The following is a 26,607-nucleotide window of genomic DNA, read 5'->3' on the forward strand; positions in this document are numbered from 1 at the left end:
GCACGACGGTCCTCACGTTTTCCTTTGACCCGAAGGAAAAACAGTGTTACACAAAATAGGCAGGTCTCCAGGCTTGAGGATCTTCGTGATTCCTTCTCCTTCCCGTCGCAACTTGCGACAGTGGATGGCAATAACCGTGAAGGACTACTCCCCTCTTACTGTGGCGGGACCGCGTTGGATTTGCACCAATCTTCCCTTTTAACCTCACCTGCAATGGTTCGTCAAGTGAGGACCTATCTGCGAAGCTATGAAATTTTGGTAAACATTGTATCCATTTTATTGTAGCAAGAGATATAGAATATTCAAGTTATATTTTGAAAGCTGCCCAATTACAAGTAACGGTAAGAGGAAAACGAGTTTATGCCATTTTCTCGGGAACGCTTCTTTTTTAGAAACTCGTATCATATCACTCGGAAAAAACTGGTTAAAATATTTTACAACCAATACATGAATATCTTTTCGATACCACTTGGATAACTCGTGTTCATCAAACAATTGTGGCATACCTAATCTCTCTGAACGTTTCCCCATCAAACCATCTCCGATCATGAGTGTATCGATCCAAATATGTTCCACAATTCCTTCTAATAATTTGGGGAAATCCGGGGTAAATGGCAAAACGGGAGAAATCGATGCTTGGGTTGTAATGCCTGCTTCATGAACTGTTTTCAATGCCTTGATCCTCAAAGCAATGCCAGGCGCATATGGAGCAAATATCCGCTTTATGTCTTCTCGGTCTGTTTCGACCGTCATCGATACCAGAACACCACATTTTTCTTGCAATTTCTGCAACAAGTCAATATCCCTCGTAATGAGTGGGCTTCGCGTTTGGATTTGCAGAAAATCAGGTGGATTCTCAACCATTTCCTGCAGGATTCCTCTAGTAAGGTTTGCGTTGCGTTCAATAGGCTGGTAAGGGTCTGTTGCCGACGACATAAATATATTGACAGGTTTGTTTTTTCGCCGAAGCTTTACGATTTCGTTTCGGTAATTTTCTGCTGCATTCGTTTTTACGTCCAGCCATTCTCCCCAGGGGACGTCTTTGAATGTTTGGATGGGCATCTCTCTTACGTAACAGTACTTGCAGGAAAATGCACATCCACTATAAGGATTTAATGAATGTGTAAAGCCAATATCTAAATAACCCTTCGCTTCCGTCAGGATGTGCTTGGAAAGAATATGGTTTACTTCCATTTTCATAGCGATTTCCTTTTCACCTCCTGATGAGTTTGACCAACTTACTAGACAACCACATTTCAAACATTACCACCATTCCATGTAACCGGGGATTTCCAAGAACCCCATTCCCTTCGCCGAATGACTCTGAATCAAGTTCTTTTAAGTCAAATGAATATCATAATGAGTTGTTTTCGTCAAAGAAAATAAGCGCTCGGACAAAGTCGAAGCGCTTCTCGGTTTTTTGGCGTTCAAAGGTCATGGCGATATTCTGTCCGCCGTCATTGAATCGTATCCAGAATTGGCTTTCAGATACGTTTAGTCCACGCTGCTGCCTGACCAGATATCCTTCACATAGCGACCATTCGCTTGAAGGCTATCTAACCAAATGATAGAGCGCTACATGAAATGTTTTCCAACAAATACCAGGTTTTCGGAGCGATACCTCCACAGGTGTGACCTTGTTAATTCAAGAAAAAAATAAAGCTGACCCAACAAAGGGCCAGCTTAAGATCTGCACAAGCTTCTTCGTTTTTCTCAGTTTGATTCATGATTGACCTGCGTCATGCAGCTGATAGGCATCCAGTTTTTTATAGAGCGTAGAAAAACCGATTTGCAGCTTCTCCGCAATCATGCGTTTCGCTTCCAGCGTATTACCATATCGGGAAATCATGTCGCGCAGGATGTTTCGCTCATATTCGCGGAGCTGATCCTTCAATGGTTCATCCGCGCTCCTCTTCATTTCGCTCTGATGCGATGCAGCTGTATGCAGCATACGCGGTGGAACGCTTTGCATTGTGACGTAGGAGGACGTTTCCATGTTAATAACATACTCGATTGCGTTTTCCAGTTCCCGAATATTGCCTGGCCAAGGATATCGTAAAAACAATTCCTTTACCTCCGGGGTAAAATCGAGCAAATCACACTTGTACAGCTCGCGGTATTTGATCAGGAAATAATCCATTAACACCGGAATATCCTCCCGCCTGTCACGGAGCGGAGGCATATGTATCGGAATCACATTTAATCGAAAATACAGATCCTCACGAAATTCTTTGTTTTGGACCATCTCCTCCAGGTTTTTATTGGTGGCGGAGATCAGTCGGATATCCACGGGAATCAGCTTGTTTCCTCCTACCCGTTCCACTTGCTTGCTTTGCAGGACATGGAGAAGCTTCACCTGCAGATGCAGGGGCAAATCCCCGATCTCATCCAAAAAAATGGTGCCGCCGTCCGCCAATTCAAATTTTCCAGCTTTCCCTTCCTTCTTGGCGCCCGTAAAGGCTCCGCCTACATAGCCGAAAAGTTCGCTTTCGAGCAAAGCCTCCGGTATGGCTCCGCAGTTCACGATAATAAACGGGCCATTGCGACGGTTGCTCGCGGAATGAATCGCGGCAGCCAGCATCCCTTTACCCGTACCGCTCTCGCCCGTGATCAGGATATTGGAGTAGCCTCGCGCCACTTGTTCCGCCTGCTTCTTGACGACCATGAGGGCACGGCTCTTGCCCCGAATTTCCGAAAGATACAAGTCTTTTGGTTCACTCGTCAGGGAGTAGGCCAATCTGCGCATATCGGACATGCGGCGGAAAGAAGCCACCACTCCGACAACGCGGTTGAACATTTCGATCGGACGCGCAGTCACGATCATATGCATGACATGACCGTCTCGTTCGTAATTTTCCTCCTGCTCCAGATACCCCTTGCCGCTCGTCAAGACCTCCAGCATCGGCGTATTCGGCCATACCGATTCCAGCGAAGTGCCGATCAAATCCTCCTTCTTCATTTGAATCAGTTGTTCCGCAGTGTGATTACAAGTAGTGATCCGGCCCTTTTCATCGATCGCCAGGATTCCTTCATGAATGGATTCAATGAGCACCTCCAGCTGGTGGGTGGTTTTCTTCCAATTCTCCAATGCTTCCAATTCCGCGATTTTACTGGACAACAGCTCGGACATCCGCTGTAAAAAGTTGAGCAGGGAAACCTTGTTGGCGATGAGCGAGCGATGCTGTGTTTCGTTGAAGGCGATCAAGCCGATGACGCCGATGACATGGCCGTTATGGTGGATGGGGGTACAGACTTCTCCCCACTCCTCTGTTTGGCCGGTCAAAAAAGAGGGGTCGTAGGAAGGGTCCTGGCGGGCATTCTCCACAATATACGAACAATTATGGCGGATCACCCTGCCGTACAAATACCCGGCTTCAATCTCTCCGCCCTCTTCCTTGGTGTTGATTCGTTCCTTGTATTTTCCCGTACCAGCGATGATCGTCATTTCCTCATCGACAATCTCGGCTTCGAACTGGATTGCCGAGGAGATTGCTTCTGCTACCTGCTGTGCTGTCTGCTGAATTTTTTTCAATAAACTCACAGAACCACCTCAACCTTTGCAAATAAACAGAAAATTCTTTCATCAATTGTACAACATGTACACAAGAAAGGATATGAAAGAAAAAACAGGGGATGCCATTTTCGCATCTCCTGTTTGTATACCAGTTAATGACGGAACCAGCCGCTTGGCTTTACTTGTAGGTTGATATTGATCTGCTTCACTTCCGTATAGGCCTCATAACCGTATGTGCCGAGTTCGCGGCCGATCCCGCTCTGCTTATAACCGCCCCAGGGAGCTTCGTTAAACGTAGGGTGATACGTATTGATCCACGTAATGCCCGCCCGAAGCTTGCGGATGACTCTTTGCGCCTTGGCCCCGTCATTGGTGAAGACAGCGCCCGCCAAGCCGTATTTCGTCCCATTTGCCAAGCGGATCGCTTCGGCTTCTGTATGAAATTTTTGCACGACGAGTACGGGCCCAAAAATCTCTTCTTGCACGATGCGCAAATCCGAAGAATCCGCCTCAAAGATGGTAGGCTCCACAAAGTAGCCTTTGTCCAGACCATCCCGCAGCAATCGCTTGCCACCACATAGAAGCCGCGCCCCTTCCTCGATCCCTCCTTGTATGTAGGACAGGACGCGATTCATATGGGCTTCCGAGATCAATGGACCCATCTCCGTATCCGGATGAAAGCCATCGCCCACCACGATTTTTTGCGCTCGATCCACCAGGCGTACCAGAAATCGATCATAGATGGCCGCTTCCAGCAAAAGGCGGGAACCAGCCGAGCATACCTCTCCCTGATTGGCGAAGATGGCAAATAAGGCATAGTCGACGGCCGTCTCGAAATCTGCATCGGCAAACACGATGTTGGGCGATTTGCCCCCAAGCTCGAGCGATAGCTTTTTCACTGTATCTGCCGCATTTTTCATGATCGCGATGCCTGTTTCGGTTCCCCCTGTGAAGGCTACTTTATCGACCCATTCGTGTCTCGAAATTTCATCGCCCACTACATGTCCCGGTCCGGTCACGAGATTGGCTACGCCTGCAGGGAAACCTGCCGCCTCCAGACATTCAAACAGCATGATCGTGGACAGAGGGGTGAGATCAGCTGGCTTTAATACCAATGTGTTTCCGGCTGCCAACGCTGGCGCTACTTTTTGCACATTCATCACAAGCGGGTAATTCCAGCAAGTAATCGCCCCGACCACCCCGATCGGCTCTCGCACAACAAACGCTTGAATCTCGTCGGGGACATCATAGGTCTGCCCCTGCGGTTTGGTACACAAGCCGGCATAGTAACGCAGCTGGTTGACCGCATCCTGCACGTCGTAGGCAGATTCCCGCAAAGGCTTGCCATTGTTCCTCGTATCGACTTCGGCGAATTCATCCGCGCGCTGTTCAATCAGGTCTGCTGCCTTGTTGAGCAGCTCCGCCCGTGTGCGTGCCGGTGTATCCGCCCATCCGGATTCATCAAAAGCCCGGCGCGCCGCTGAGATGGCCAGACGGGCATCTTCTCTCGTCCCCTTTGTGACGCGCGCGATGATCTCTCCATTTGCCGGATTGATGACCGGAAAAGATTCCCCAGAGACGGACTCAACCCATTGGCCGTCAATATACATCTTTTTTACTTGGTTGGACATCGGGATTCCCCCTATTTATTCAGCTGCAGCTGCTTGGAAAGCTGGCTGATCCCTTCCTCGATGCATGCCAGCACATAATCGATTTGCTCATAGGAAATAATCGCTGGCGGCTCCAGACGGATGACCGTCGCATTATTCAGCGTACCTGCCACGAGGATCTTCTTGCTGAACAGCTGTTTTGCCAATGCATATCCCAGACTGTTATTGGCAAATTCCATGGCAATCAGCAATCCTTTCCCCCGAGCGTTGACAAGCACATCAGGGTAACGCGCCTGGATTTCCTTTAGATGCTTGAGGATATAAGCTCCTTTGTCATGTGCTTGCTGCGGAATATTGTCCTCCAGGATGGTATGGATACCGGCAATCGCAGCTGCGCAGCACAACGGGTTGCCGCCAAACGTAGAAGAACCGAGCAAAAACGGATTTTCCTCCATTTTCGCCCACCATTTCTTCTTTGCGACCATGGCGGCAATCGGCATGACGCCACCTCCGAACGCTTTGCCAAGCGTCATAATATCCGGCACAACGTCCCAATGATCCACACCGAACAGCTTTCCTGTGCGTCCCATCCCTGTCTGCACCTCGTCTACGATCAACAGACATTCGTATTGGTCGCAGATTTGGCGCAGACGTGACAGGAAATCGTCGGGTGGAATATTGACGCCGCCTTCCCCCTGGATTGGCTCGACGATCACTCCTGCCACGGTTTCTCCCGTAGCGATCAGCATGCGGATGGCTTGCTCCACGGCATCCGCATCGCCATAGGGCACATGCTGAAAGCCGGGTACGAGAGGAGTATACGGTTCCCGAAAGGTCGATTTGCCGGAAGCAGACAGCGAACCCATCGTCTTCCCATGAAAGCCTTTTTCCATCGAAATGAAGCACTTTTTGCCAGTGGACAAACGGGCGAGCTTGAGCGCCATCTCATTCGCTTCCGTCCCGCAATTGACGAGATAGCAATGCTGGAGATCTCCGGGGGTAATATAGGCTACCAGCTTCGAAAGATACCCACGCAGCGGATCGACCATCTCTTGGCTGTGCAGGGCGTATCGCTTGATTTGTGCCTGCACCGCTCCCACTACTTTCGGATGGCGGTGGCCCAGCAAGTAAACGCCGTAGCCACCTAAGCAATCGATGTACTCATCACCCATCGTATCGCGGAAAACAGCCGCTTCGCCCTCCCACTCCACGACAGAGAAATCCGTTGACACGGATTTCCTGTGCAAAAGAATCGCCTTGGTCACATGATTCGTAAAGTTATCGATGGAATCCGAGACAATTTGCTTTTTCTGCTCGAGTGTCAGTGCCTCACTCTGGATAAAGCCTAAGACCTCCTCTGCCAGCTGCATGGATTCTTCACGTGTTTTGCGTTCCATCCGGATCATCCTCCTAATGAAATAGCTTTCATGGTTTGTAAACTGCAAGGATGATGCCAAACGGAATTATCAGGGCACATGCGGATTTTGTGGCGAATTTTTCTCGATTTTGAGAAAAAAGAGGCTGGATACCTTGCTTTCATCTCATATCCTCCTAGAAATCGTGATCTTCTGCGGTTATCCATTCTCACTAAAGAGAAAACGGCATCCGCAATTTGTAGCTGAAAGAAAAATGAAGCGATCCACGCGTACTGTTGATTGGAATTCCACACAAAAAAACAGACTGTACGAGATGCATACAGCCTGCCTTGCTCGCCGCCCCTTTTAGCCGATACTGCTTGGTTTTTCGTCAAGTTCAATCAGTTGCGACTTTTTCAAACGATAGATACGGTACAGAAGATAACCGACACCGATGGCTGCCCAGCAAGCCCCCAGGGCAAATGAACTCGATTCCAGATTCAGCCACAATATACCGACCGCGACCGCACCAGCTAATGGGGTTGCGAAATATTTCAGAAAACCGGCCACTGACTTGTACTCCCGTTGACGCACGACATAATGTGCGATCACCGATAAATTGACGAAGGTAAAGGCGATAAGCGCACCAAAGTTTAGCAGAGAGACCGCTGTCACCAGATCCAGAAACAGAGCGGTCAGCGAAACCACTCCGACAAAAATCACATTATAAACAGGCGTTCCCCGCTTTGGATGGACGTAACCAAATAGGCGCGCAGGAAGAAGTTTGTCTCGGCCCATTACATACAGCAAGCGCGAAACACTGGCATGCGAAGTCAAACCAGAGGCAAAATTGGCCATGAACACCGTGGCAACGAATAGTGACTGAAACAGCGTTCCCCCGACATAAAGGGCGATCTCAGAGCCAGCAGCCTCCACATCCTGAAATCTGGATACGTCGGGGAAAAACGATTGAATAAAATAAGAAACGAAGATAAACAATCCACCACCGATCAAGGCTACCAATAGAATTCCCCGCGGGATGTTCTTTGTCGGGTCTGGTGTCTCCTCGGACAGTGTCGTGACCGCGTCAAATCCGAGAAAGGAGAAGCAAAGGATCGTCGCACCTGCAATGAGTGTGCTAATTGCCATATCAGAAGACACAAACGGCTGAGCGGAAACGATGTGGGCCGTCCCTTCGCCCATCAGTAAGCCACGGACAATGAGCACGATAAAGATCCCCAGCACCAAAAACTGAAATGTGACGAGAAACGAGTTGAAATTGGCCATGATGTTGACGCCCCAGGCATTAATCAAGGTCGAAAGCAGGACAACCGCTATAATCAGCGACCAAGCAGGAATATCAGGAAAAATGGAGGTAACGTACATGCTGATCAGGAGCGCATTCACCATGGGCATGAACAAATAATCCAACAAGGCAGACCAGCCAACGAGAAAGCCCAAATGGGGATGAATCGTATGTTTGGTGTATGTGTACGCCGATCCAGCAGATGGATAGACCTTTACCATATGACCGTAGCTGATGGCCGTAAATAGCATCCCAATCAAAGCCAGCACATAAGCAGTGGGTACATGCCCGGCAGTCATCTCGGATACGATGCCGAACGTATCAAAGACAACCATCGGTGTCATGTAGCCGATTCCGATCATGACAATGTGCCAAAGCTTTAACGTTCGCTTCAGTTCCCCTACAGTTTCCATAATATCCCCCATTTCGTTGCGCTTGTGAGTTGCGAAAAATAAGAATAATCAGATAATTATAACCCTTACTTTTCTTTATAATCCCCCTGCTTTCCCCCTTCCCTTTTGCCCTCCTTTTTTCAAGTATTGTGCCAAAACTTTTTTAAGCCTAAATGCTACGCGTTCCTCAATTTTTATCAAGCATCTATGGTAACGGATCTGTATGTGTAGATGCATTTTTATCTAAAAATTGAGAAATGATTCTCTGTAATGAGAATGTCTTGCCTGCCAGCATGATCGTACAACCTTCCATGTAACTCGTCCTTGATTATGTACCACTCTCTTAGTAAAATGAGAATATATGTTCGGTATTCTGTTTCAGATAGTCATTATTGATTTGTGTTTATTGAAGGATGGTGATCTTCCCTTGTCGGTTACGAAAAACAGAGATGCCCTGCTTTTGCAGCAAAGAACGCCTTTATTCCCCTGGTATGTAGAAAAATACATTGAACATAAAAAGTCCAAGAGGAGCGCTCCCTCCACCTTGGTTGGTTATTTACGTGACTTTGAATACTTTTTCCGTTGGCTCATGACAGAAGGTCTCACACAGGCAAAAGCGATCAAGGACATCTCCCTGGAGGAATTAAACGATTTGAAGAAGGAATCAATCGAAAGCTATATCGTTTATTTGCAAGAATCCCACCTGGATGAACGTGCGATTTTACTCGATAAACCTACCAAAAGCGCGAAAAAGGAATATAGCGATCGAACGATAAGCAGGAAGATTTCCAGCTTAAAATCGCTATTTTACTATTTATCCGCCCTGTCCGAGGATGAAAACGGTGAATCGTATTTGCAGCGCAATGTGATGGCGAAAATTGAAACCAATATCGAGGAAATTACCCCATTGGCTCGGGCGCATTCCATTCGGGCAAAGATCTTGATCGATGAGCAAATCCATCGCTTTGTCCATTTCGTTCACGAAGGCTATCTTGCCCATTGCGATACCAAAAAGAAGCAGCAGCATCACTTGCTTAACAGGGATCGGGATACGGCCATTGTGGCACTCATCTTGTCGGGTGGGTTCCGTGTCTCGGAAATTATTAATCTGAACCTTTCTGATATCGTATTAGAAAAAAACCAATTGAAGATGGTCCGTAAAGGCAAGAAGGAAGACGCCCCCTTTTTCAGTGACTGGGGCAAAGCATACTTGATTACATACCTGGAGCATCGCCAAAAATATAAACCTTCCGAAGCGGAAGACGCCGTTTTTCTTGCCCTCTCCCCCACAAAGCCTTTTGGGCATCGCATCGAGCTGCGGACGGTGCAAAAGTTTGTGAAGAAATACGGCAAGGCATTCGGCATGCCTGACCTCTCTGTCCATAAACTTCGACATAGTTTTGCGACCCAATTTCTCCGTCTCAATCCGGATCCGCATCAACTGCAAGCGCAATTGGGCCATTCCAAAATTGACACGACGATGCAATATGCGCATGTGTTGGATGACAAGCTAAGCGAAGCGATTAACCGGACGACCTGACAGCACAAAAAAACAGAGTCTCTCATCCCTGGATAAAGGAAAAGAGTCTCTGTTTTTTGGTGAATCAATGTACCATTTCTCGTGAATTTTTACTTTTAACCTACTTCGCTACTTCGGATTCATCGAACCGCAACCAGTAGCTTTTCACATACGTTTCCCCATTAAAAAAGTCTTTTTCCAACGCCCGCGTAAAACCCAAACGCTCATACAACTTTACTGCTGCTGCCATCATGTCAGTAGTGTGTAGATGCACAGAGGCTGCGCCTTTTTCCCTCAAGCGCTTGACGCACTCGTGAATCAACCGCTCTGCAATCCCATTCCCTCTTGCTGAAGGTGACACGGCTAAATACCGGATGATGGGAGTATGAATGTCCAGCTCTGGCCGGTTATAGGCCACTTCCGATGAATCGAACAGCTGTACGCTGCCAACGATTTCTTGTCGCCAGCAAGCTACTAGAAACGCCATGGCATGGCTTCCTTCTACTGATTGTAGAATCTCTTGCTTGTATTGCTTCCATTTTTCAACGCTCAGATGCTGTTCGTATTGTGCGTATGATTCGATCAGGTGTTTTCTGATTTGCTTTCGATCCTGGGTCCACGCATCGCGGATGGTAATATCGCTTATATAGAGGACACGCATCCGATACCAGTCCTTCCTCTCGGCAAGTTAAAAGGCGGGCAAGACAGCGACACCGTATTTGTCCTCAATGAACTTCTTGACCTCTGGCGAAGTGAGCGCTTCATCCAGCTTTTTGATTTCTTCGCGGTGTTCATCTCCTTTGCGGACGACGATGACATTGGCGTAAGGAGAGTTCGCATCTTCTCGAAACAACGCGCTTTTCGGATCGATTTTCGCATCCAACACGATATTCGTATTAATAATGGCGCCGTCAAGATCGGGCAACGCTCTTGGCAATGTAGCGGCCTCCGTTTCCACGAATTCCAGTTTTTTCGGATTTTCCACGATATCCTTCGGGGTCGCTTCGTATGTAGTCAAACCGTCTTTCAGCTTGATCAGCCCTTGTTCTTGCAGCAAAACTAGTGCGCGGTATTCGTTGGAAGGATTATTGGGAATGCCGATTTTCGCCCCTTCTTTGATGTCATCCTTGGATTTCAGCTTTTCGGAATAAAAACCGATTGGTTCTACATGGACCTTGGTCGTGACGGAGAAGTCATAGTCTTTTTCTTTTTTCACCGAATCCAGATACGGGACATGCTGGAAGAAATTCGCGTCAATCTGGCTGTCCTTTAACGCTGGATTGAGCTGCCCCTCGTCATCCAGGACGACCACTTCCAAGTCCACGCCTTGCTCCTTCAGCTTCGGCTTGATGAACTCCAAAATTTCTGCATGGGGTACGGGTGCAGCTCCTACTTTTAACGTTTTCGTCGGTTCAGCGGCTTGATTCTGACTCGCCGACGCAGTAGGAGCATTTACGGCTGTTCCTTGGACATTTTGACTGGTTGAACCATTAGAACCGCAACCCGCTAACGCTGCACTGAAAACGACAAGAATAGATAAAAGGACGCCAATCCTGTTCTTTGCCATAAGTTCCACTCCCTTTTTGAATGCTGTTTCTTTGTCATGCGCTATTCAAATTTGTATCGCTTTTTTACAATCGATTTGGCAATCGAATCACCGGACCACTGAAAAATCTGGACCAGAAGGATGATGAGAATCACGGTGGAGATCAGGACGTCTTCCCGAAAGCGTTGATAGCCAAAGCGAATCGCCAGACTCCCCAGACCACCGGCTCCGATGGCACCAGCTACCGCGCTGAATTCCATGATCCCGATGATTCCGATCGTAATGCCGCGAACAAGTGCCGGCAATGCTTCAGGGATCAGCACCCGGAAAATGATCGTGAATGGCGTCGCCCCTACGGAGATCGCCGCTTCGATCTTCCCGGCACTTACTTCCTTGAGGGAATTTTCGATGATCCGGCTTAAGAACGGTGCCGCTCCGATTGAGAGTGAGACAATGGCTGCAGTCGGTCCCAATGTCGTCCCAACGATCAGACGAGATAAAGGCAAGAGCAGCACGATCAGGATGATCAAAGGAAGAGAGCGTACGCCATTGATGATCGTGCCGATTGCTTTGTTTACTGCTGGCGCTGGGTAAATGCCACCCTTTTCCGTTACGACTAACGTGACCCCCAAGATGATTCCCATGACAAGTGCGAACAGGGAAGACCAAAACACCATGTATAGCGTTTCGAGGAGACCCTTCCAGAGCAAATCGATCAGATCGTCGTTCATATCCCCGCTCCGGCTCCTTCCCATACATTTCGTTTCTCCCGATAATGGTCAATGATATGGACAAAGCGTTTGGCAGTATCACTTTGCGGATACAGGAAAAATTTGTCCACCGATCCGGTTTCCACGATCCTGCCTTTTTCTAGCACAGCCATGTTGTTGCATACATGCTGGAGAACATCCAACTCGTGTGTGATGAGTACAATGGTCAGCTTGAGCTGGCGATTGATCTCCTTCAACAGCTCCAGGATCGAGTAGGTCGTCTGTGGATCGAGTGCGGATGTCGCTTCGTCGCTTAGCAGCAGATCAGGCTGATTCACCAGCGCCCTGGCAATGCCGACTCGCTGCTTTTGCCCTCCGCTCAACTGGAAGGGATATACATCCTCTTTGTCGCTCAGCTGTACGAGATCTAACATCGCCCTGACTTGTTCGCGGATGAACGCTTTCCGATATCCGGCCACTTCCAAAGGGAAAGCCACGTTTTGGTACACCGTTTTTGCATCGAGCAGATTGAACTGCTGAAAGATCATGCCAATTTTCTGGCGTGCCTGCCGAAGCTCTTTCTCCTCCAATTCCGTGATGACTTTTCCTGCGATCCGTATGGTGCCTGAATCTGGCTCTTCCAACCGATTGAGGCAGCGGATCAGCGTCGATTTCCCTGCACCGGAAAATCCGATAATTCCAAAGATATCTCCTTTTGAGATGTGCAGATTGATGTCTTGCAACACAGGAATGGAGCCGGCTGCGGTTTTGTATGATTTGTTGAGATGCTGTATGTGGATCATCCGCTCGCCCTTCCCTCAAGTGCGCGTATGGCTAATTCGGCAAAGTAATGGGCGCTGATGAGAAGAGCGCGTTCATCTACAGTAAATCCGGGATGATGCCATTCCTCCCTGCCAGAAGTCCCTATGAACACGAAGGAGCCGGGTATTTTTTCTTGATAGAAGGCAAAATCTTCTCCTGCAAGAGACGGTTCGGGTACAACGACTTGCAAACCGACCTTTTTGGCCGTCTCGATAGAAAGCTCTGTCAGCTCCGGATCGTTTTGGACGGAAGGCGGCCCTTTGAACCACCTGAGACTGACTCTGGCATTATAGGCTTCGGCCACGCCTTCAATGATGGTCTGCAGCCGTTTGGGTATGAATGACCGGACTTCTTCATGAAACGTGCGCACGGTCCCTTCGAGCACCACTTTGTGCGGAATCACATTCCAGGTAGTCCCGCCATGGAAGGTCGTCACACTGACGACCGCTTGCTCCAAGGGGCTGATGTTTCTGCTGACAATGGATTGCAAAGCCGTTACCATTTGCGAGGCAGCGACAATCGGGTCAATGCCTGTATGGGGAATCGCCGCATGTGTGCCCAATCCCTCGACGATGATTTCGAAGCCGTCCACACTCGCCATCAACGCTCCCGGTTTAATCCCAATCGTTCCCACTTCCAAGTCAGGCTTGTTATGCAACCCGAAGATGGCTTGCACACCCTCGAGTGCACCGTGGTCGATCAGAAGCGATGCCCCCGTTCCTTTTTCTTCTGCTGGCTGAAACAGGAACCGCACCGTTCCTGGCAGCGTGTCTTCCTGCTGCTTCAAGAGAAAAGCAGCTCCAAGAATGACGGAGGTATGAAAATCATGGCCGCACGCATGCATATTCCCGAAGATTCTGGATGCATACGGCAGACCGGTTTCTTCGTGAATGGGCAATGCATCGATATCCGCACGCAAGGCGATGATCGGTCCGCCATGTTTGCCACCGACCTCTGCGACCACGCCGGTTGGTAAGGAAAGATTTACGATGCGTATACCCGCTTCTTCCAGCCAACCGCGAATCGCTTTTGTTGTTTCAAACTCTTCATTTGCCACCTCCGGGTATTGATGCAAGTGCCTGCGAATGGTAATCAGCCTTGTCTCCAATTCGATTGCTGCCGCCTCCTGTGTTCGAATCCCCACTGCATTCTCTCCTTTCCTCAGATTATCCCTGGGTCAATTGGGTCCATGGCAGGCTTTGTCTCGCAAAACGATTTTCTGGCTTGCGAAGCCCCAAATGATCGCGCAGAGTGTCCCCTTCGTAGTCCTTGCGATACAAGCCTCTGTCCTGTAGGATTGGAATTACTTTGTCGACGAATGCTTCCAGCCCTTGCGGAAGAATCGGGGCGATGAACATAAATCCGTCCGCCGCTCCTTCTGTAAACCATTTCTCCAGCACATTCGCGATCTGGACTGGTGTGCCGATCAACTCCCGGTTGGCTCCCCCTTCCAACAATGTGTACAGTTCGCGCAACGTGGGGTTCTTTTTTCTGATCAGCTCCGTCATCCACTCAAAGTGGCTTTGTATGCCGTTGTCTTTGGGAAAATCAACTTCAGCCGCCGGAGTGTCCAGGGTGTACTTGCGAAAATCAACTTTGCCCAGATAACCGGATAAAAAGCGCAAGCCTTGCTCGGGAAGCAAAAGATCCTGTAATTGCCGGTGGATGGCATCGGCTTCTTCCTGTGTATCCGCAATGATCGGGGATATGCCTTGCAGGATATGGAGTTCATCCGGTGTACGGCCATAAGCAGGAAGCCTGCTTTTCAGACTTTGATAAAACGCTTTCGCTCTGGCAAAATCTTTCACATGGGAAAAGACGACTTCTGCTGTGCGTGCAGCCAATCGCTGCCCAGGCTCGGAAGCACCTGCTTGCACGATAACAGGTTGACCTTGTTTGGAGCGGCCTATATTGAGCGGTCCTTGCACCGAGTAATACTTTCCTTTGTAATCCAATCGATGCATCTTGGTCGGATCAAAGAATACACCTGTTTCCTTGTCTTGAACGAAAGCATCGTCCTCCCACGAATCCCATAGCCCTTGGACCACATCGATGAACTCCTCTGCTCGTTCATATCGGTGATCATGCTCTACATGTGCCTCGCGACTGAAATTGCGTCCGGTTTCACCCGTAGCATCACCGGTTGTGACCATGTTCCAGCCCGCGCGGCCGCCGCTGATATGATCGACCGAAGCAAACAGTCTGGCTAAATTGTACGGCTCATGATAGGTGGTCGAAGCGGTGGCGACCAGCCCGATTTTTGAAGTCGCCCCAGCCAATGCAGCAAGCAAAGTAGTCGGCTCAAAGCGATTCAAAATATTCGGATGCGAATCTTCATTGACGGCCAAGCTGTCCGCTATAAACGCGATGTCAAACTTGCCGCGTTCGGCCGTCTGTGCCAAGCGTTTATAATACTCGAGATCGATACTTGCGTTTTTCGGGGCGGCTGGCAAACGCCACGATGCCACATGAATACCTGTACCCACCAAATATGCGGATAAGTGAATCTGCCTCTTAGTCATGAGCGTCTCTTCCTTTCTTCAGCGTCATTCAACGGATGGCACGATTAGTTTTTGTACGCATCTTTGAAGTTTTTCAGCTCTTCTACCGAAACTTGGGTAGGAATGTAGTTCCCTTTGTACGTTTCTGTGATAAAGTCCGAGACTTCTTTTGATTGATAGATGGCCACCAGCTTCTTCAGGTCCTCCCGATTCTCATTTTTCTTGGTTGTCGCAATCACATTAATATAAGGCTTAGCCGTCTGTTTTTCATGAAAGATCGCGTCTTTTAAGAGGAAGCCTGCTTCCACTGCGATCCCGTTATTGATGATCGAAGCGGCGACATCTTTCATCACACGCGGTGTGTTTGCACCATCAACCGGGACGATCTCGAGATTTTTGGGATTTTCCTTGATTTTGTCCGCACCGCCAAAACCGTCAAAATTGTCCACAACTTTGATAAGCCCAGCTTCCTGCAAAAGAACCAGCGATCGTCCCCAGTTTGAGTCATCATTCGGTACCGCGATCTTTGCATGGTTCGGAATGTCTTCGATCTTCTTGTACTTGTCTGAATAAATGCCGAGGGGAGCAATAATAGTTGAGCCGACTGGCACGATCTCCGAGTTGTTTTTCATATTAAATTGGTCTAAGAATGCGACGTGCTGAAAGGCATTCGCATCGATGTCACCCTCAAGCAAGACTGTGTTCGGATTTACATTCGCATTAAACTGCACCACTTCAATATGCAGACCTTGTTTTTCCGCTTGCGCCTTAACGAAGTCCCACGTTCGGCTTTCCGATCCCCGGATGCCGATCTTCAGCGTCGACTCTTCCGCTTGCGTAGCGCAACCTGCCGCCACCAAAGTCATGATTGCGAATAAAAGGAAAATGGCTACTTTTTTCATCATTGGATCTCTCCTGTCTTCATTAGCGTTATTTTCTGCGAATTCTACGCGCCAGAACGTTACCGAAGGATTGTAGGCTTTGCACCATGATGACGAGGATGACAACGGTTGCGACGATCGTAATCGTGCTGAACCTTTGGTACCCATATGTGATCGCCAAGTCTCCAATCCCGCCGCCGCCGACTGCCCCTGCCATCGCTGTTGCCCCGATCAAGCCGATCGTCGCCGTCGTAATGCTGAGAATGAGCGAGCCCAGGGTTTCCGGGATGAGAAAACGGAAAATGATTTGCACCGGCGTTGCTCCCATCGCTTCGGCTGCTTCGATGATCCCTGCATTCACTTCAAGCAAAGAGTTTTCCACCAAACGGGCGATGTATGGGCCCGTGTAGATGACCAAAGGCACAATCGCCGCCGTTGTCCCGATGGAGGTACCGACGATCAGCCGCGTGAAAGGAATGATCGCCACCAGCAAGATGATGAACGGTACGGAACGAAGCACATTGATGATGGGGTTCAAGGTCGAAAAAACGGCTTGATTCTCTAAAATATGGCCCTTGCGTGTGACGACCAATAAAATGCCGAGTGAAAGGCCGATCAGCGTCGCAAACACCAAAGAGACACCCACCATATAGAGCGTTTCGTAGATCGCCTGCACGACTTGAGCGGAACTGACTTCCATCTTTACAAAATCTCCTTTACAATTGCATTTTGTTGGAGCATGAACTGATACGCCCGGCTAATTTCCGGTTCACTGCCTTGCAGCTCGACGATCAAGTTTCCAAACGGTATTCCTTGCAGCTCCGTGATGTTTCCGAACAAAACATTGGCATCGCACTTGAACCGTTTTGCCACTTGGGAGATCATCGGTTGACCCGAGCCTTCACCGATAAACTGAATCTTGAAGATTCTCGATTTGCCCCGGTTTGCTTCCAGTATCCTGAATACACCTGGTGGAATATTGTCCGGAACAACCGACTTCACAAAATTACGGGCCGTTTCCGTTTGGGGATTGGCAAATACATCGAGCACATTTCCCAATTCAATGACTTCGCCTTGACTCATAACGGCGACTCGGTTGCATACCTCTTTGATGACATTCATTTCATGCGTTATCATGAGGATCGTAATGTTGTACTCCTTGTTCACTCTCTTTAAAAGCTGCAGGATGGACGCTGTTGTTTCCGGGTCCAAAGCCGATGTTGCTTCGTCGCATAAGAGAATCGATGGATTCGTTGCCAGCGCACGGGCGATTCCCACTCGCTGCTTCTGTCCGCCGGATAGCTGATCCGGATAATGTTTCGCTTTCTCCGTCAATCCAACGAATGATAGCAATTCAAACACACGATCCTGTATTTGCTTTTTCGGTGTCTGACTGAGGAGGAGCGGCATGGACACATTTTCAAATACAGTCTTCGTCTCCAATAGATGAAACTGCTGAAAGATCATCCCGATATCTTTCTTCGTGTTCCGGAGTTCAGCCACGGATAATTTCGTTACATCTTTGCCGCCAACGATCACCTTGCCGGATGTGGGGCGTTCCAGCAGGTTTACGGTACGAAGCAAAGTGCTTTTCCCCGCACCGCTAAAGCCGATGACACCGAATATGTCTCCTTTATTCACGGTAAAAGTAACGCCTTTTAAGGCCACCGTTGTTTTTTCCTTGCTTGTAAACAGTTTGTGAACGTCGTGAAATTCGACCACGCTGGTGTTTCGTTCATTCTGGATGCCAATAGGCGAATGTGTCGTAATCGATGCTTCGAGAACACTCGGACCGTTCCCCATCTCTTTACCTCCTGGCTGTGTATGACTTTACTTGTGGGACAAAAGCGATTCGAGGCGATCCAGCTCCGTATGAAGCAATGCCTCGTATTTGCCGTCCCCGCCGATTTCCACGACCGGGATGAGACGAGTGCCGTATTTGATTTCCAGCACATCACGGAGAACGTCTTTTCCTTCTACATCAATCCATTCGTACGGTTGTTTCTCCGCTTCCAACAGCGCTTTGACATTCGAGCAATACGAGCAGCCATTTTTTCCCCATAAGATCACTTTTTGGTTTGTTGCCATGTACATTTCCTCCCTCTCTCCCATTGCTGGTGGCCATCGAAAACAAAAAAGACTCCCTGCCTTGGCAGGAAGTCTCCAGTTTACTGGTCGACGAACCATTTAATTCTTATCGGATTACTTGGGATAATATCATCCACAATCTTTTCCGTCAACCTATTTTCATGAAAGTATTCGTCCAGTACTAAATCAAATAGCCATTGACAATCATGTCAATTACCGATAAAATCCAAGCAAATAACTAGGAAAAATACATCAAGTACTGCCGACTGGTCAAACAGAGGCCCCTTTTTGAAGGTTTCCCCTTCGAAGGGGCCTCTATTTTTTTCATCATTAGGAGGGAAAAAAAGTGACGCTGAAGCTTAGCATCCTGGATCAAAGTCCCATTCAAGAAGGGGAAACTGCGGCAATCGCTTTTCAGCATACGATCGCTTTGGCAAAGAAAGCGGAAGAGCTCGGGTACCACCGTTTTTGGGTATCGGAGCACCACGACCTGGATCATGTGGTCGGCTCCTCTCCGGAAGTGCTCATCAGTCATTTGCTAGCAAAGACCGAGCGAATCCGAATCGGGTCAGGTGGCGTCATGCTGCAGCATTATAGCCCTTACAAAGTAGCAGAGAATTTCCATGTGCTTGCTTCCTTGGCTCCTGGGCGCGTCGATCTGGGGATTGGCAGGGCGCCCGGCGGTCTGCCCCTCTCGACAAAGGCTCTGCAGCCGGATGAAGTGACAACTCGCAAAACGTTGGCGGAAAAACTTGTGGAGTTGGAGCGATTCCTCCATGACGAGTGGAAGCCAGGTCAACCGTTCTATGGTTTGAAAGTCACTCCCACTCCTCCTCAGCCAGCCGATTTATTCCTGCTGGGAACCAGCATTGCCAGCGCGGAATTAGCTGCAGAGCGTGGGATTCCCTATGTCTTCGCGCTTTTTATTAACCATGAGGAGGCCGATTGCCTTTCCGCGATGGAGACATATCGTCAGCAATTTCGTATTGGGAAAAAGGGCACACCGGAGGCCATCCTCGCCCTTTCTGTCATCGTCGCGGACACAGAAGAAGAAGCTGAGCAGTTAGCGGCGGAGGCCAAAATCGTGAAAATCCATTTGAACAGCGGAAGAACGTTAACCCTTACCAGCTTGAAAAAGGCTGAGGAGTTTGGTCAACAATCCGCCGAGCCGTACAAGATTGAAGTAAAGGAAGCTAACGTGATTCGCGGTACAAAAGAAAGCGTACGGAATACACTGATTGACTTGCAGCATCGGTACCAAGTGGGTGAGATGATCGTTACCACACCGATCAAGGATTTTCAAAAACGTCTTTACTCGTATGAGCGATTGCGAGAAGCATTTTCGGAGTTGACGGTTTCATGAGTGACGATTAAGGCGGAATAGAAAAGACTGACTCTTGTGGATGGAGATGCATCGGGTCAGTCTTTTCTTTGTCATTTATGAGTGGATACTGGCTTGTTGCTGTTCTGCGGCTTTTTTACTCGTGTATCGGTTTACAGGGATGGAAAGTCCCAAATTTCCGCGCAGCGTGTCCGCTTCATACTCAGTACGGTAAATCCCTCGCTCCTGCAAGAGCGGAACGACGAAATCGACAAAGTCGTCTAATCCACCAGATACACTGGTGTGGATGATGAAACCATCCGCCGCTTTCTCATCAAACCACTGTTGAATCCGATCAGCTACCGTTTCAGGTGTGCCGATAAAGGCGCTTCTGGGCGTAGCGGTTTCCAGCGCTACCTGCCGCAGTGTCCACTGCTTCTCCTTGGCCGTTTGCTTGATCTTGTCTGTCGTGCTCCGAAAGCTGTTGCTCCCGATGTCACCCAATTCGGGAAATGGGTCATCCAACGGGTATTGCGAAAAATCGTGGTGATCAAAAAATCTTCCCAAGTAGTTCAAGGCATGCTCAATGCTGACCAGTCTCGCAATCTCCTCATGCTTTCTCTCCGCCTCCGCCTGTGTCGAGCCGACAATGGGACGAATGCCAGGGAAAATGAGGATGTCATCTGAGGAACGTCCATATTCCGCCGCTCTCGTTTTTACATCCCTAAAAAAACGTTTCGCGTCCTCCAGTGTTTCAACTCCTGTGAAAACCGCGTCGGCTGATTTCGCGGCCAACGTTTTTCCACTCTCGGATGAACCTGCCTGGAAAATGACCGGATAGCCTTGTCTGGAACGCGCGATGTTCAAAGGACCTTGCACGGAGAAAAACTCCCCTTGATGATTCAACCGATGCATTTTTTGCGGATCGAAAAATACGCCCGTATCCTTATCCCTTACAAAAGCATCGTCTTCCCACGAGTCCCATAAGCCTTTTGTCACCTGCAAATGCTCCTCCGCAATCCGGTAGCGGTGCTCATGGGAAGGATGTTCTTTTTTTCCGTAGTTAAGCGCTGAGCCTTCCAAGGGAGACGTCACGACATTCCAGCCAGCCCGCCCCCCGCTGATGTGATCCAGAGAGGCAAACTGTCTGGCTACGGTAAATGGTTCACTGTATGTAGTCGAAACGGTTCCGACCAGACCGATTTTTGACGTCATCGCCCCCAATGCAGACAAAATGGTAAGCGGTTCAAACCGATTTAGAAAATGGGGCAGTGATTTTTCGTTGATATACAAACCATCGGCAATAAAGACAAGATCAAACTTCCCCTCTTCTGCTTTTTGGGCCTGCTGCACATAGAACCCAAAGTTCACACTGGCATCCGTCAAAGCGTTCTGATGCCTCCATGCACCCATGTTTCCCCCCACTCCATGTATCATGGTTCCTAGCTTGAGCTTTCTTACACTGGTCAAGTTCATGTCCTCCTTCGTTTGCCATTTTTCGTAAAATAGAGGCTTTTTTCAAGGAAAGCAAAAAAGCCCCTATTGTACATAGGAGCCTTTGGTTGACCAATCAGCATCTTGTTCTTATTCGATTTGTGGTTGATTCTTACAAACAAGGATATTGGCATAAATCCGAGTTGTCAAGTAGGGATATGGCCATTGTAAATTCTCCCTTCATCATCGTCTCAATATCAAGATTGCGAAGTGCTATCCAGATAATCACGACTAACGTGAAAAAGGCAGCCAATTGATCGGTTGCCTTTTTGCTAATCTTGTAAAAATCGTTTGTCCTATTATCTCAGTGAGATGCTTGAACCATATGCCCTACAGTTCAAAAGCCCAATTCCCTTTGCGGAAAACAGGTTCCAGCGTTCCATCCGCAAGTTCGCCGTCGATATCAAGCTCGGCTGAGCCAATCATAAAGTCCACATGGGTGAGGCTGACGTTGCCGCCTCGTTGCAGCAGCTCTTCTTTGCTGAGCGAACGTCCGCCCTCCATGTTGACGGGATAGGCGCTGCCCAATGCGATGTGACAGGACGCGTTTTCATCAATCCCCGTGTTATAGAATATACGATTCATGCCCGCAATTGGCGAAGAGACTGGAACAAGTGCCACTTCTCCCAGATAGCGGGCTCCTTCGTCCATGTTGAGCAAGGCTTCCAGATGCACCGCTCCCGTCTCGGCAGTGAAATCCACGACTCTTCCGTCTTTAAATGTCAATGAGAAGTTGTCCACGATATTTCCGTTCAGATTGAGCGGCAAGGTACTGCGAACGGTTCCATTTACCCCTGTCCGTTTCGGCATCGTGTAGACTTCGTCCGTCGGCATGTTCGCTACGAAATAAACACCATCTTCGTTCAAATCTCCGCCACCTAGCCATAGATGCCCGTCTGCCAGCTCCAGCGACAGGTCGGTACCCGGAGCCTTATAGATCAGTCGGCGGTAACGCTTTTCATTCAAACGATTTTGCAGCAGCTTCAGCCGGTCGATATGATCGCGCCATGCTGCAACCGGATCCTCTTGATCGACACGATTCATGCGGAAAATGGCGTCCCACATGGCAGGAATGCGTTCTTTCTCGGGAAGCTCCGGAAACACCTTATCCGCCCATGCCTTCGTAGGTGCTTTCATCAGACACCAGCTAAACTTATTGTTTCGCACGTAAGACTGGGCTTTCTGACGCGCTTCAGCCATCGCTTTGTTGGCACGTGCCACTTTGGCCGGGTCGATTCCTTTATAAAGCTCAGGATCTGGGACTTTAATATGTAATAGGGCTCCGCCGTTTTCAGCAAGCATCTCCATCGTGCGGGCTTTCCATTCGGGATAGTAGGAAAATGACTCATCCTCCGCAGATTCAAAACGGATCCGGGTGCTAATCTCATCGATCCAATGAATGTCTACATAGCGTGCACCATTCTCATAAGCCTTCCGCACAATTCTGCGAGCAAGGTCGGCCGTTTCAATCGGTGCTTCCAGCAACAGCACCTGCCCCCTCTGCAGATTCACACCGACTTTAATGACTAACTCGGCGTACTTCTCCAACTGCGTTTCAAACGACGACATATCAATTTCGCTCCTTTTATGGATTACCAATGCATGGAATACTATCATTATAACAGGTTCCATCAGAACGATGTCCTTTGCTTGTCAAAGGATCCTGTATTGGGTAATGGATTGCCAGACAGGTATAATAGAGAAGTGCAGAAAGAGAAAGAAGTAAAGAGGATGCTGAGAATATGAAAAAGTGTATCGTAGTGGGAGCAGGAATATTGGGAGCATCGACTGCCTACCAATTGGCTAAGGCAGGAGCCGATGTGATCATCGTGGACCGCGCGGATAAGGGACAAGCCACGGATGCGGCTGCCGGAATCATCTGTCCCTGGTTGTCACAGAGACGCAATCAAGCTTGGTACCAGCTCGCGAAGGGTGGAGCTCGGTTCTATCCCTCACTCATCGAGGAACTAGAACAAGAAGGAGAGATGCAAACCGGGTATCGCCGTGTCGGGGCGCTTAGTATACATAAAGATTTGCAAAAGCTTGAAGAGATGGTCAAACGAGCCGAAAAGCGCAAAGCAGATGCGCCAGAGGTCGGAGAGATTGCACTGCTATCTCCAAAAGAAGCAAAATACTTGTTTCCGCCGCTTGCTGATGAATATGGCGCGGTGCATATTAGCGGGGCGGCCAGGGTAGATGGGCGTGCGCTGCGGGATGCCCTGCTTCGAGCGGCACAACGTCATGGAGCTTCATACGTTAACGGGGATGCTGTCCTTCAGCACGAAGGTACGCGAATAACCGGTGTGCAGGTTGGAAGTGACCGCATTGATGGCGATACCATCGTTGTTTGTGCGGGTGCTTGGGCCGATCAGCTGCTGGAACCACTGGGGGTCCACTTCAAAGTGACCTACCAGAAAGCGCAAATACTTCACCTGGAACTGCCGGCTGCTGATACCGATTCCTGGCCAGTCGTTATCCCTCCGAATGATCAATATATGCTCGCCTTTGAGAACGGACGGATCGTAGTGGGCGCCACACACGAAAACGATGTGGACGGATTTGACACACGGCTCACTGCAGGCGGCATGCATGAAGTATTGAACAAAGCGTTGGATACAGCCCCAGCCATCGCGGATGGAACGTTTTTAGAGGCGAGAGTCGGCTTTCGTCCCTTCACTCCCGGGTTCCTTCCCGTGATCGGGAGTCTGCCCGGTTGGGATGGAATACTCGTTGCCAACGGCTTGGGTGCCTCCGGTCTGACGATGGGACCCTATATCGGTTTTCAGCTTGCCAAGCTGGCGTTGGACATGGAGCTCGACATTGATCTGGAGCTTTACAAGGTGGAAGGCGCGTTGGTTCATTCCTGAATTCACAGACTGAATCACCGGATGTCGGGGCTAGAATGAACTCAGCCCCCGTCCTTCTTCCTGCAATTGATCATGAACTGCGGGAACATCTGCGAACTCATCAATTTGATTTGACACAGTTGATTTCCACCGATCATAATAGACGAAAGCATTATCATTCCGATAGAGAAAGAGCGTTATGAATATGACTGAAAATACGAACATTTCCATACGTGAAAAGAATATTGCGTTCATCGGTTTTATGGGTGCCGGCAAGACGACGATCGGCAAGCTCGTAGCAAAGAAGCTCTACCGCGATTTTATCGATATTGATCAAGAGATTGAAAAACGTTACAAGATGCCGGTATCTCAGATCTTTCAAGAATTTGGGGAAGCAGAGTTTCGTAGAATGGAACGGGAACTGATCGTTTCGCTTTGCACCACTACCCGGTTGAAGGTCATCTCATTAGGCGGTGGCGCTTATCTGCAGGAAGAGGTCAGAAAGGCTTGCTTGTCTACCTGCATCGTATTTTTTATCGATTTGTCTTGGGAGTCTTGGAAGGAACGCATCCCGTTGATTATCGACAGCCGCCCCATCCTGCAGCAAAAATCTTTGGATGAAATCGAGAGTCTCTTCCTAAGCAGACAAAAAGCGTATTCCCTCCACCATTCGAAAATCTCCACCAACGAATTAAATCCAGAGACTGCAGCCGAGCAAATTGTGGAATCCCTCAAGCTAGCTTGGGAACTTTACTAACCTGGTCGTCAACAAAATGATTGACACCGCCACCCTCTTTGTTCGAGCAATAAAATGAAGAGCCTTTGCTATCTGCAAAGGCTCTATATTCTTCCATTACAATCGTTCCATTACCGCTTGCCGTAAAGCCCGGATATCCTCTAACCGAGTATAGCCAGTGGTTTTATCGACGATGGCCGTATACACATGGGGGATGATTTGCTCCACCCCTGGCTGTAAGCATGCCTCGATCACCTGGCCGATGGTACGGACATTAATCCCTCCGGTCGGTTCAAATATCGTAATCTTTTGCCGGACCGCAGCTCGTACCATTTCCTCGACTTCGTCCAGACGCTCCGTCCCCTGGATCGGAAAAAATTTGACGGAGGTAACGCCCACATCCGCCAGCATCGCGGCAGCGGCATCACAGGAAATCGGATCGGAAAAGGCTCGACTGTGCGGTCCTGTTGAAACGATGACTTTTCCGGGAATTCCGCTGGGAGCGATCAAGGCATTCACGATCGTATGCGAACTATCGGCGTGTTGCAAGCATGCGAGCGTATACCCCGCTGCCGGAAAAATCTGATTTACGTGAACAGGTTTGGTCTGTGCTGCAACGTCCGCCACCTTTTTCCATTGGGCCGGATCTCCATCCCCCAATCCAACGGAAACCGGAATGTTTGCTTGTTGAAAGGCATTTATGGTCTCTACCGCCTCTGATACGGACGGGAAAGATTTTACCATCAATCCGATCAGCACGTTGCCATCCGTCTCCTCCAGGATCTGTCTTGCATTCTCGATATTTTTGGCTAGTACATTAAACCTCACCAATGGTTTTGCAGCTGACAAAAGGGTCCCTCCTCCTCATGGTTGCATGATCTCTCTGATCCGTTGGACGATGACTTCTTCCTGCCCCGCCAACAACGGTCGCGGGTCGATGCTGATGATTCCGATATTTCCATAGTGATTGCGCGTATGGATCGATGGTGTGCCGGATTCCAGTTGTCGAATCAAATCGCTCGCATGCAAGCCAGCCGTATGTGGATCGATCTTCAGCTGCGCCCGGTATATCGCACGTCCCGCTTCGTCTTGCACCACTTCGCCTTTCAAACCAGGTATGTCGCTGAGTTGATCAACCAGCCACTTCATTCGCCGCAGCTGCTCAGTTGCATTCGCAGCCGATACGTCATAGCGCTGTAACGCAGTCAACAGTCCAACGATCGCTTCCTTGCCCACCTTCATCGCCCGTCCGATTCCTTTGTACTGTGCCCGGCATGCCTCCACGTAGGTTGCACGACCGCAGATCAATCCAGACGTCGGCCCCCCGATCGCCTTGCCGCCACTGTAAATGACAAGATCTGCTCCCTGGGCCACATAGAAGCGAAGATCCTCTTCTGCTGCCGCATCCACGATCAACGGCAGCTGATACTGCTTGGCGAGACGAATGAACGTCTCCAGCTTTTGCATGCCTTTTTGCACGGTGTGATGGGATTTCACGTAAAACAACGCAGCCGTACGCTCATTGATCGCATTTTCCACATGAGCATTTTCCACGTGATTGGCGTGCCCCACCTCGATTGGTTTCCCGCCTCCCAGACGAATCATTTGTGTAAGGGATGCACCAAAATGAATGCTGTGACCTTTCTGGATGATGATTTCGTTGGGGAACCCCTCCGAGAAAGGCAGTTGCTCGATCAGGTTCAAATTCGTGCCTGCGATGACCGCAGCTGTCGCGATGGCGATACCTGCAGCCGCTCCGGGTGTGGGACAGCCATCCTCTGCATCCGTCGCTTTTGCAATGTATGCTCCGGCCTTCCGGATGAGGTCCTGGATGTCTACGTAATCCATGGCCGCATCAGCCATTGCCTTGGCAACCGCAGGGTCAACAGCGCTTGCCCCCAACGCCGTCATCTTTCCACTGGCATTGATAATCGGCTGTAAACCGAACGTTTGGTAAATTCCCACT

23 protein-coding genes and 1 riboswitch are annotated in these 26,607 nt (G+C 49.3%); of the genes, 4 read left to right on the plus strand and 19 right to left on the minus strand.

Features of this window, described 5'->3' with window-relative positions:
* Window positions 1-41: 41 nt before the first annotated feature.
* A riboswitch (cobalamin riboswitch) is annotated at window positions 42-252 on the minus strand.
* Window positions 253-276: 24 nt separating this feature from the next.
* From EIZ37_RS07935 to EIZ37_RS07955, 5 genes are all read right to left on the minus strand, one after another.
* Window positions 277-1,194, minus strand: a complete 918-nt coding sequence (locus EIZ37_RS07935; protein WP_134684119.1) for an SPL family radical SAM protein — start codon at window positions 1,192-1,194, stop codon at window positions 277-279.
* A gap of 529 nt (window positions 1,195-1,723) precedes the next feature.
* Window positions 1,724-3,541 carry a sigma 54-interacting transcriptional regulator gene (locus EIZ37_RS07940; RefSeq protein ID WP_134684041.1) on the minus strand — a complete coding sequence of 606 codons (1,818 nt, stop codon included), beginning with the start codon at window positions 3,539-3,541 and terminating at the stop codon, window positions 1,724-1,726.
* Between the two features lie 125 nt (window positions 3,542-3,666).
* A complete protein-coding gene (locus tag EIZ37_RS07945) occupies window positions 3,667-5,145 on the minus strand; it encodes an aldehyde dehydrogenase family protein (RefSeq protein ID WP_134684042.1) in 1,479 nt (492 codons plus the stop codon).
* An 11-nt stretch (window positions 5,146-5,156) separates the two neighbouring features.
* Window positions 5,157-6,521, minus strand: a complete 1,365-nt coding sequence (locus tag EIZ37_RS07950) for a putrescine aminotransferase (RefSeq protein ID WP_134684043.1) — start codon at window positions 6,519-6,521, stop codon at window positions 5,157-5,159.
* Window positions 6,522-6,845: 324 nt separating this feature from the next.
* Window positions 6,846-8,198 carry an APC family permease gene (locus EIZ37_RS07955; protein WP_134684044.1) on the minus strand — a complete coding sequence of 451 codons (1,353 nt, stop codon included), beginning with the start codon at window positions 8,196-8,198 and terminating at the stop codon, window positions 6,846-6,848.
* Window positions 8,199-8,604: 406 nt separating this feature from the next.
* Here EIZ37_RS07955 and xerS point away from each other — a divergent pair, with 406 nt between their 5' ends.
* Window positions 8,605-9,717 (plus strand): tyrosine recombinase XerS, encoded by a 1,113-nt coding sequence (gene xerS, locus EIZ37_RS07960; RefSeq protein ID WP_134684045.1) that lies wholly within the window; start codon window positions 8,605-8,607, stop codon window positions 9,715-9,717.
* A 100-nt stretch (window positions 9,718-9,817) separates the two neighbouring features.
* On the opposite strand, the gene EIZ37_RS07965 is transcribed toward xerS, so the two are convergent.
* From EIZ37_RS07965 to EIZ37_RS08010, 10 genes are all read right to left on the minus strand, one after another.
* A complete protein-coding gene (locus EIZ37_RS07965; RefSeq protein WP_134684046.1) occupies window positions 9,818-10,357 on the minus strand; it encodes a GNAT family N-acetyltransferase in 540 nt (179 codons plus the stop codon).
* A gap of 27 nt (window positions 10,358-10,384) precedes the next feature.
* The gene (locus EIZ37_RS07970) at window positions 10,385-11,263 is read right to left on the minus strand and encodes a MetQ/NlpA family ABC transporter substrate-binding protein (protein WP_134684047.1); all 879 of its coding nucleotides are present in this window, start codon (window positions 11,261-11,263) and stop codon (window positions 10,385-10,387) included.
* Between the two features lie 41 nt (window positions 11,264-11,304).
* Window positions 11,305-11,973, minus strand: coding sequence for a methionine ABC transporter permease (locus EIZ37_RS07975; RefSeq protein ID WP_134684120.1), 669 nt, complete (start codon window positions 11,971-11,973; stop codon window positions 11,305-11,307).
* Complete coding sequence (locus EIZ37_RS07980) at window positions 11,970-12,755, minus strand: methionine ABC transporter ATP-binding protein (RefSeq protein WP_134684048.1); 786 nt, start codon at window positions 12,753-12,755, stop codon at window positions 11,970-11,972. The genes EIZ37_RS07975 and EIZ37_RS07980 overlap by 4 nt, the downstream gene beginning before the upstream one ends.
* Window positions 12,752-13,912 (minus strand): M20 peptidase aminoacylase family protein, encoded by a 1,161-nt coding sequence (locus EIZ37_RS07985; protein ID WP_134684121.1) that lies wholly within the window; start codon window positions 13,910-13,912, stop codon window positions 12,752-12,754. The genes EIZ37_RS07980 and EIZ37_RS07985 overlap by 4 nt, the downstream gene beginning before the upstream one ends.
* Window positions 13,913-13,940: 28 nt before the next feature.
* Window positions 13,941-15,296, minus strand: a complete 1,356-nt coding sequence (locus EIZ37_RS07990) for an LLM class flavin-dependent oxidoreductase (protein ID WP_134684049.1) — start codon at window positions 15,294-15,296, stop codon at window positions 13,941-13,943.
* Window positions 15,297-15,340: 44 nt separating this feature from the next.
* Complete coding sequence (locus tag EIZ37_RS07995) at window positions 15,341-16,177, minus strand: MetQ/NlpA family ABC transporter substrate-binding protein (RefSeq protein ID WP_205683809.1); 837 nt, start codon at window positions 16,175-16,177, stop codon at window positions 15,341-15,343.
* Window positions 16,178-16,205: 28 nt separating this feature from the next.
* On the minus strand, window positions 16,206-16,856 hold the full coding sequence (locus EIZ37_RS08000) for a methionine ABC transporter permease (protein WP_134684051.1): 651 nt from the start codon (window positions 16,854-16,856) through the stop codon (window positions 16,206-16,208).
* A gap of 2 nt (window positions 16,857-16,858) precedes the next feature.
* Entirely contained in the window at window positions 16,859-17,878 is a 1,020-nt protein-coding gene (locus EIZ37_RS08005; RefSeq protein ID WP_167568735.1) for a methionine ABC transporter ATP-binding protein, read from the minus strand.
* Between the two features lie 108 nt (window positions 17,879-17,986).
* Window positions 17,987-18,244, minus strand: a complete 258-nt coding sequence (locus EIZ37_RS08010) for a glutaredoxin family protein (RefSeq protein ID WP_134684053.1) — start codon at window positions 18,242-18,244, stop codon at window positions 17,987-17,989.
* 346 nt (window positions 18,245-18,590) lie between these two features.
* Here EIZ37_RS08010 and EIZ37_RS08015 point away from each other — a divergent pair, with 346 nt between their 5' ends.
* On the plus strand, window positions 18,591-19,607 hold the full coding sequence (locus EIZ37_RS08015) for an LLM class flavin-dependent oxidoreductase (RefSeq protein ID WP_134684054.1): 1,017 nt from the start codon (window positions 18,591-18,593) through the stop codon (window positions 19,605-19,607).
* 75 nt (window positions 19,608-19,682) lie between these two features.
* Here EIZ37_RS08015 and EIZ37_RS08020 read toward each other — a convergent pair whose 3' ends face one another.
* On the minus strand, window positions 19,683-21,002 hold the full coding sequence (locus EIZ37_RS08020; RefSeq protein WP_407921127.1) for an LLM class flavin-dependent oxidoreductase: 1,320 nt from the start codon (window positions 21,000-21,002) through the stop codon (window positions 19,683-19,685).
* Window positions 21,003-21,389: 387 nt separating this feature from the next.
* A complete protein-coding gene (locus tag EIZ37_RS08025; RefSeq protein ID WP_134684056.1) occupies window positions 21,390-22,628 on the minus strand; it encodes an aminopeptidase in 1,239 nt (412 codons plus the stop codon).
* Window positions 22,629-22,801: 173 nt separating this feature from the next.
* Here EIZ37_RS08025 and EIZ37_RS08030 point away from each other — a divergent pair, with 173 nt between their 5' ends.
* Both EIZ37_RS08030 and EIZ37_RS08035 read left to right on the plus strand, forming a co-directional pair.
* Window positions 22,802-23,926 (plus strand): NAD(P)/FAD-dependent oxidoreductase, encoded by a 1,125-nt coding sequence (locus EIZ37_RS08030; protein ID WP_134684057.1) that lies wholly within the window; start codon window positions 22,802-22,804, stop codon window positions 23,924-23,926.
* Window positions 23,927-24,110: 184 nt separating this feature from the next.
* Window positions 24,111-24,662: a shikimate kinase gene (locus tag EIZ37_RS08035; protein WP_134684122.1), complete on the plus strand. Its 552-nt coding sequence runs from the start codon at window positions 24,111-24,113 to the stop codon at window positions 24,660-24,662.
* A 96-nt stretch (window positions 24,663-24,758) separates the two neighbouring features.
* Here EIZ37_RS08035 and EIZ37_RS08040 read toward each other — a convergent pair whose 3' ends face one another.
* Complete coding sequence (locus EIZ37_RS08040; protein ID WP_134684058.1) at window positions 24,759-25,490, minus strand: KDGP aldolase; 732 nt, start codon at window positions 25,488-25,490, stop codon at window positions 24,759-24,761.
* 15 nt (window positions 25,491-25,505) lie between these two features.
* Complete coding sequence (locus EIZ37_RS08045) at window positions 25,506-26,606, minus strand: DgaE family pyridoxal phosphate-dependent ammonia lyase (protein ID WP_134684059.1); 1,101 nt, start codon at window positions 26,604-26,606, stop codon at window positions 25,506-25,508.
* Window position 26,607 lies beyond the last annotated feature (1 nt).

This window comes from Brevibacillus migulae (assembly GCF_004521915.1).
Taxonomy (GTDB): domain Bacteria; phylum Bacillota; class Bacilli; order Brevibacillales; family Brevibacillaceae; genus Brevibacillus_F; species Brevibacillus_F migulae.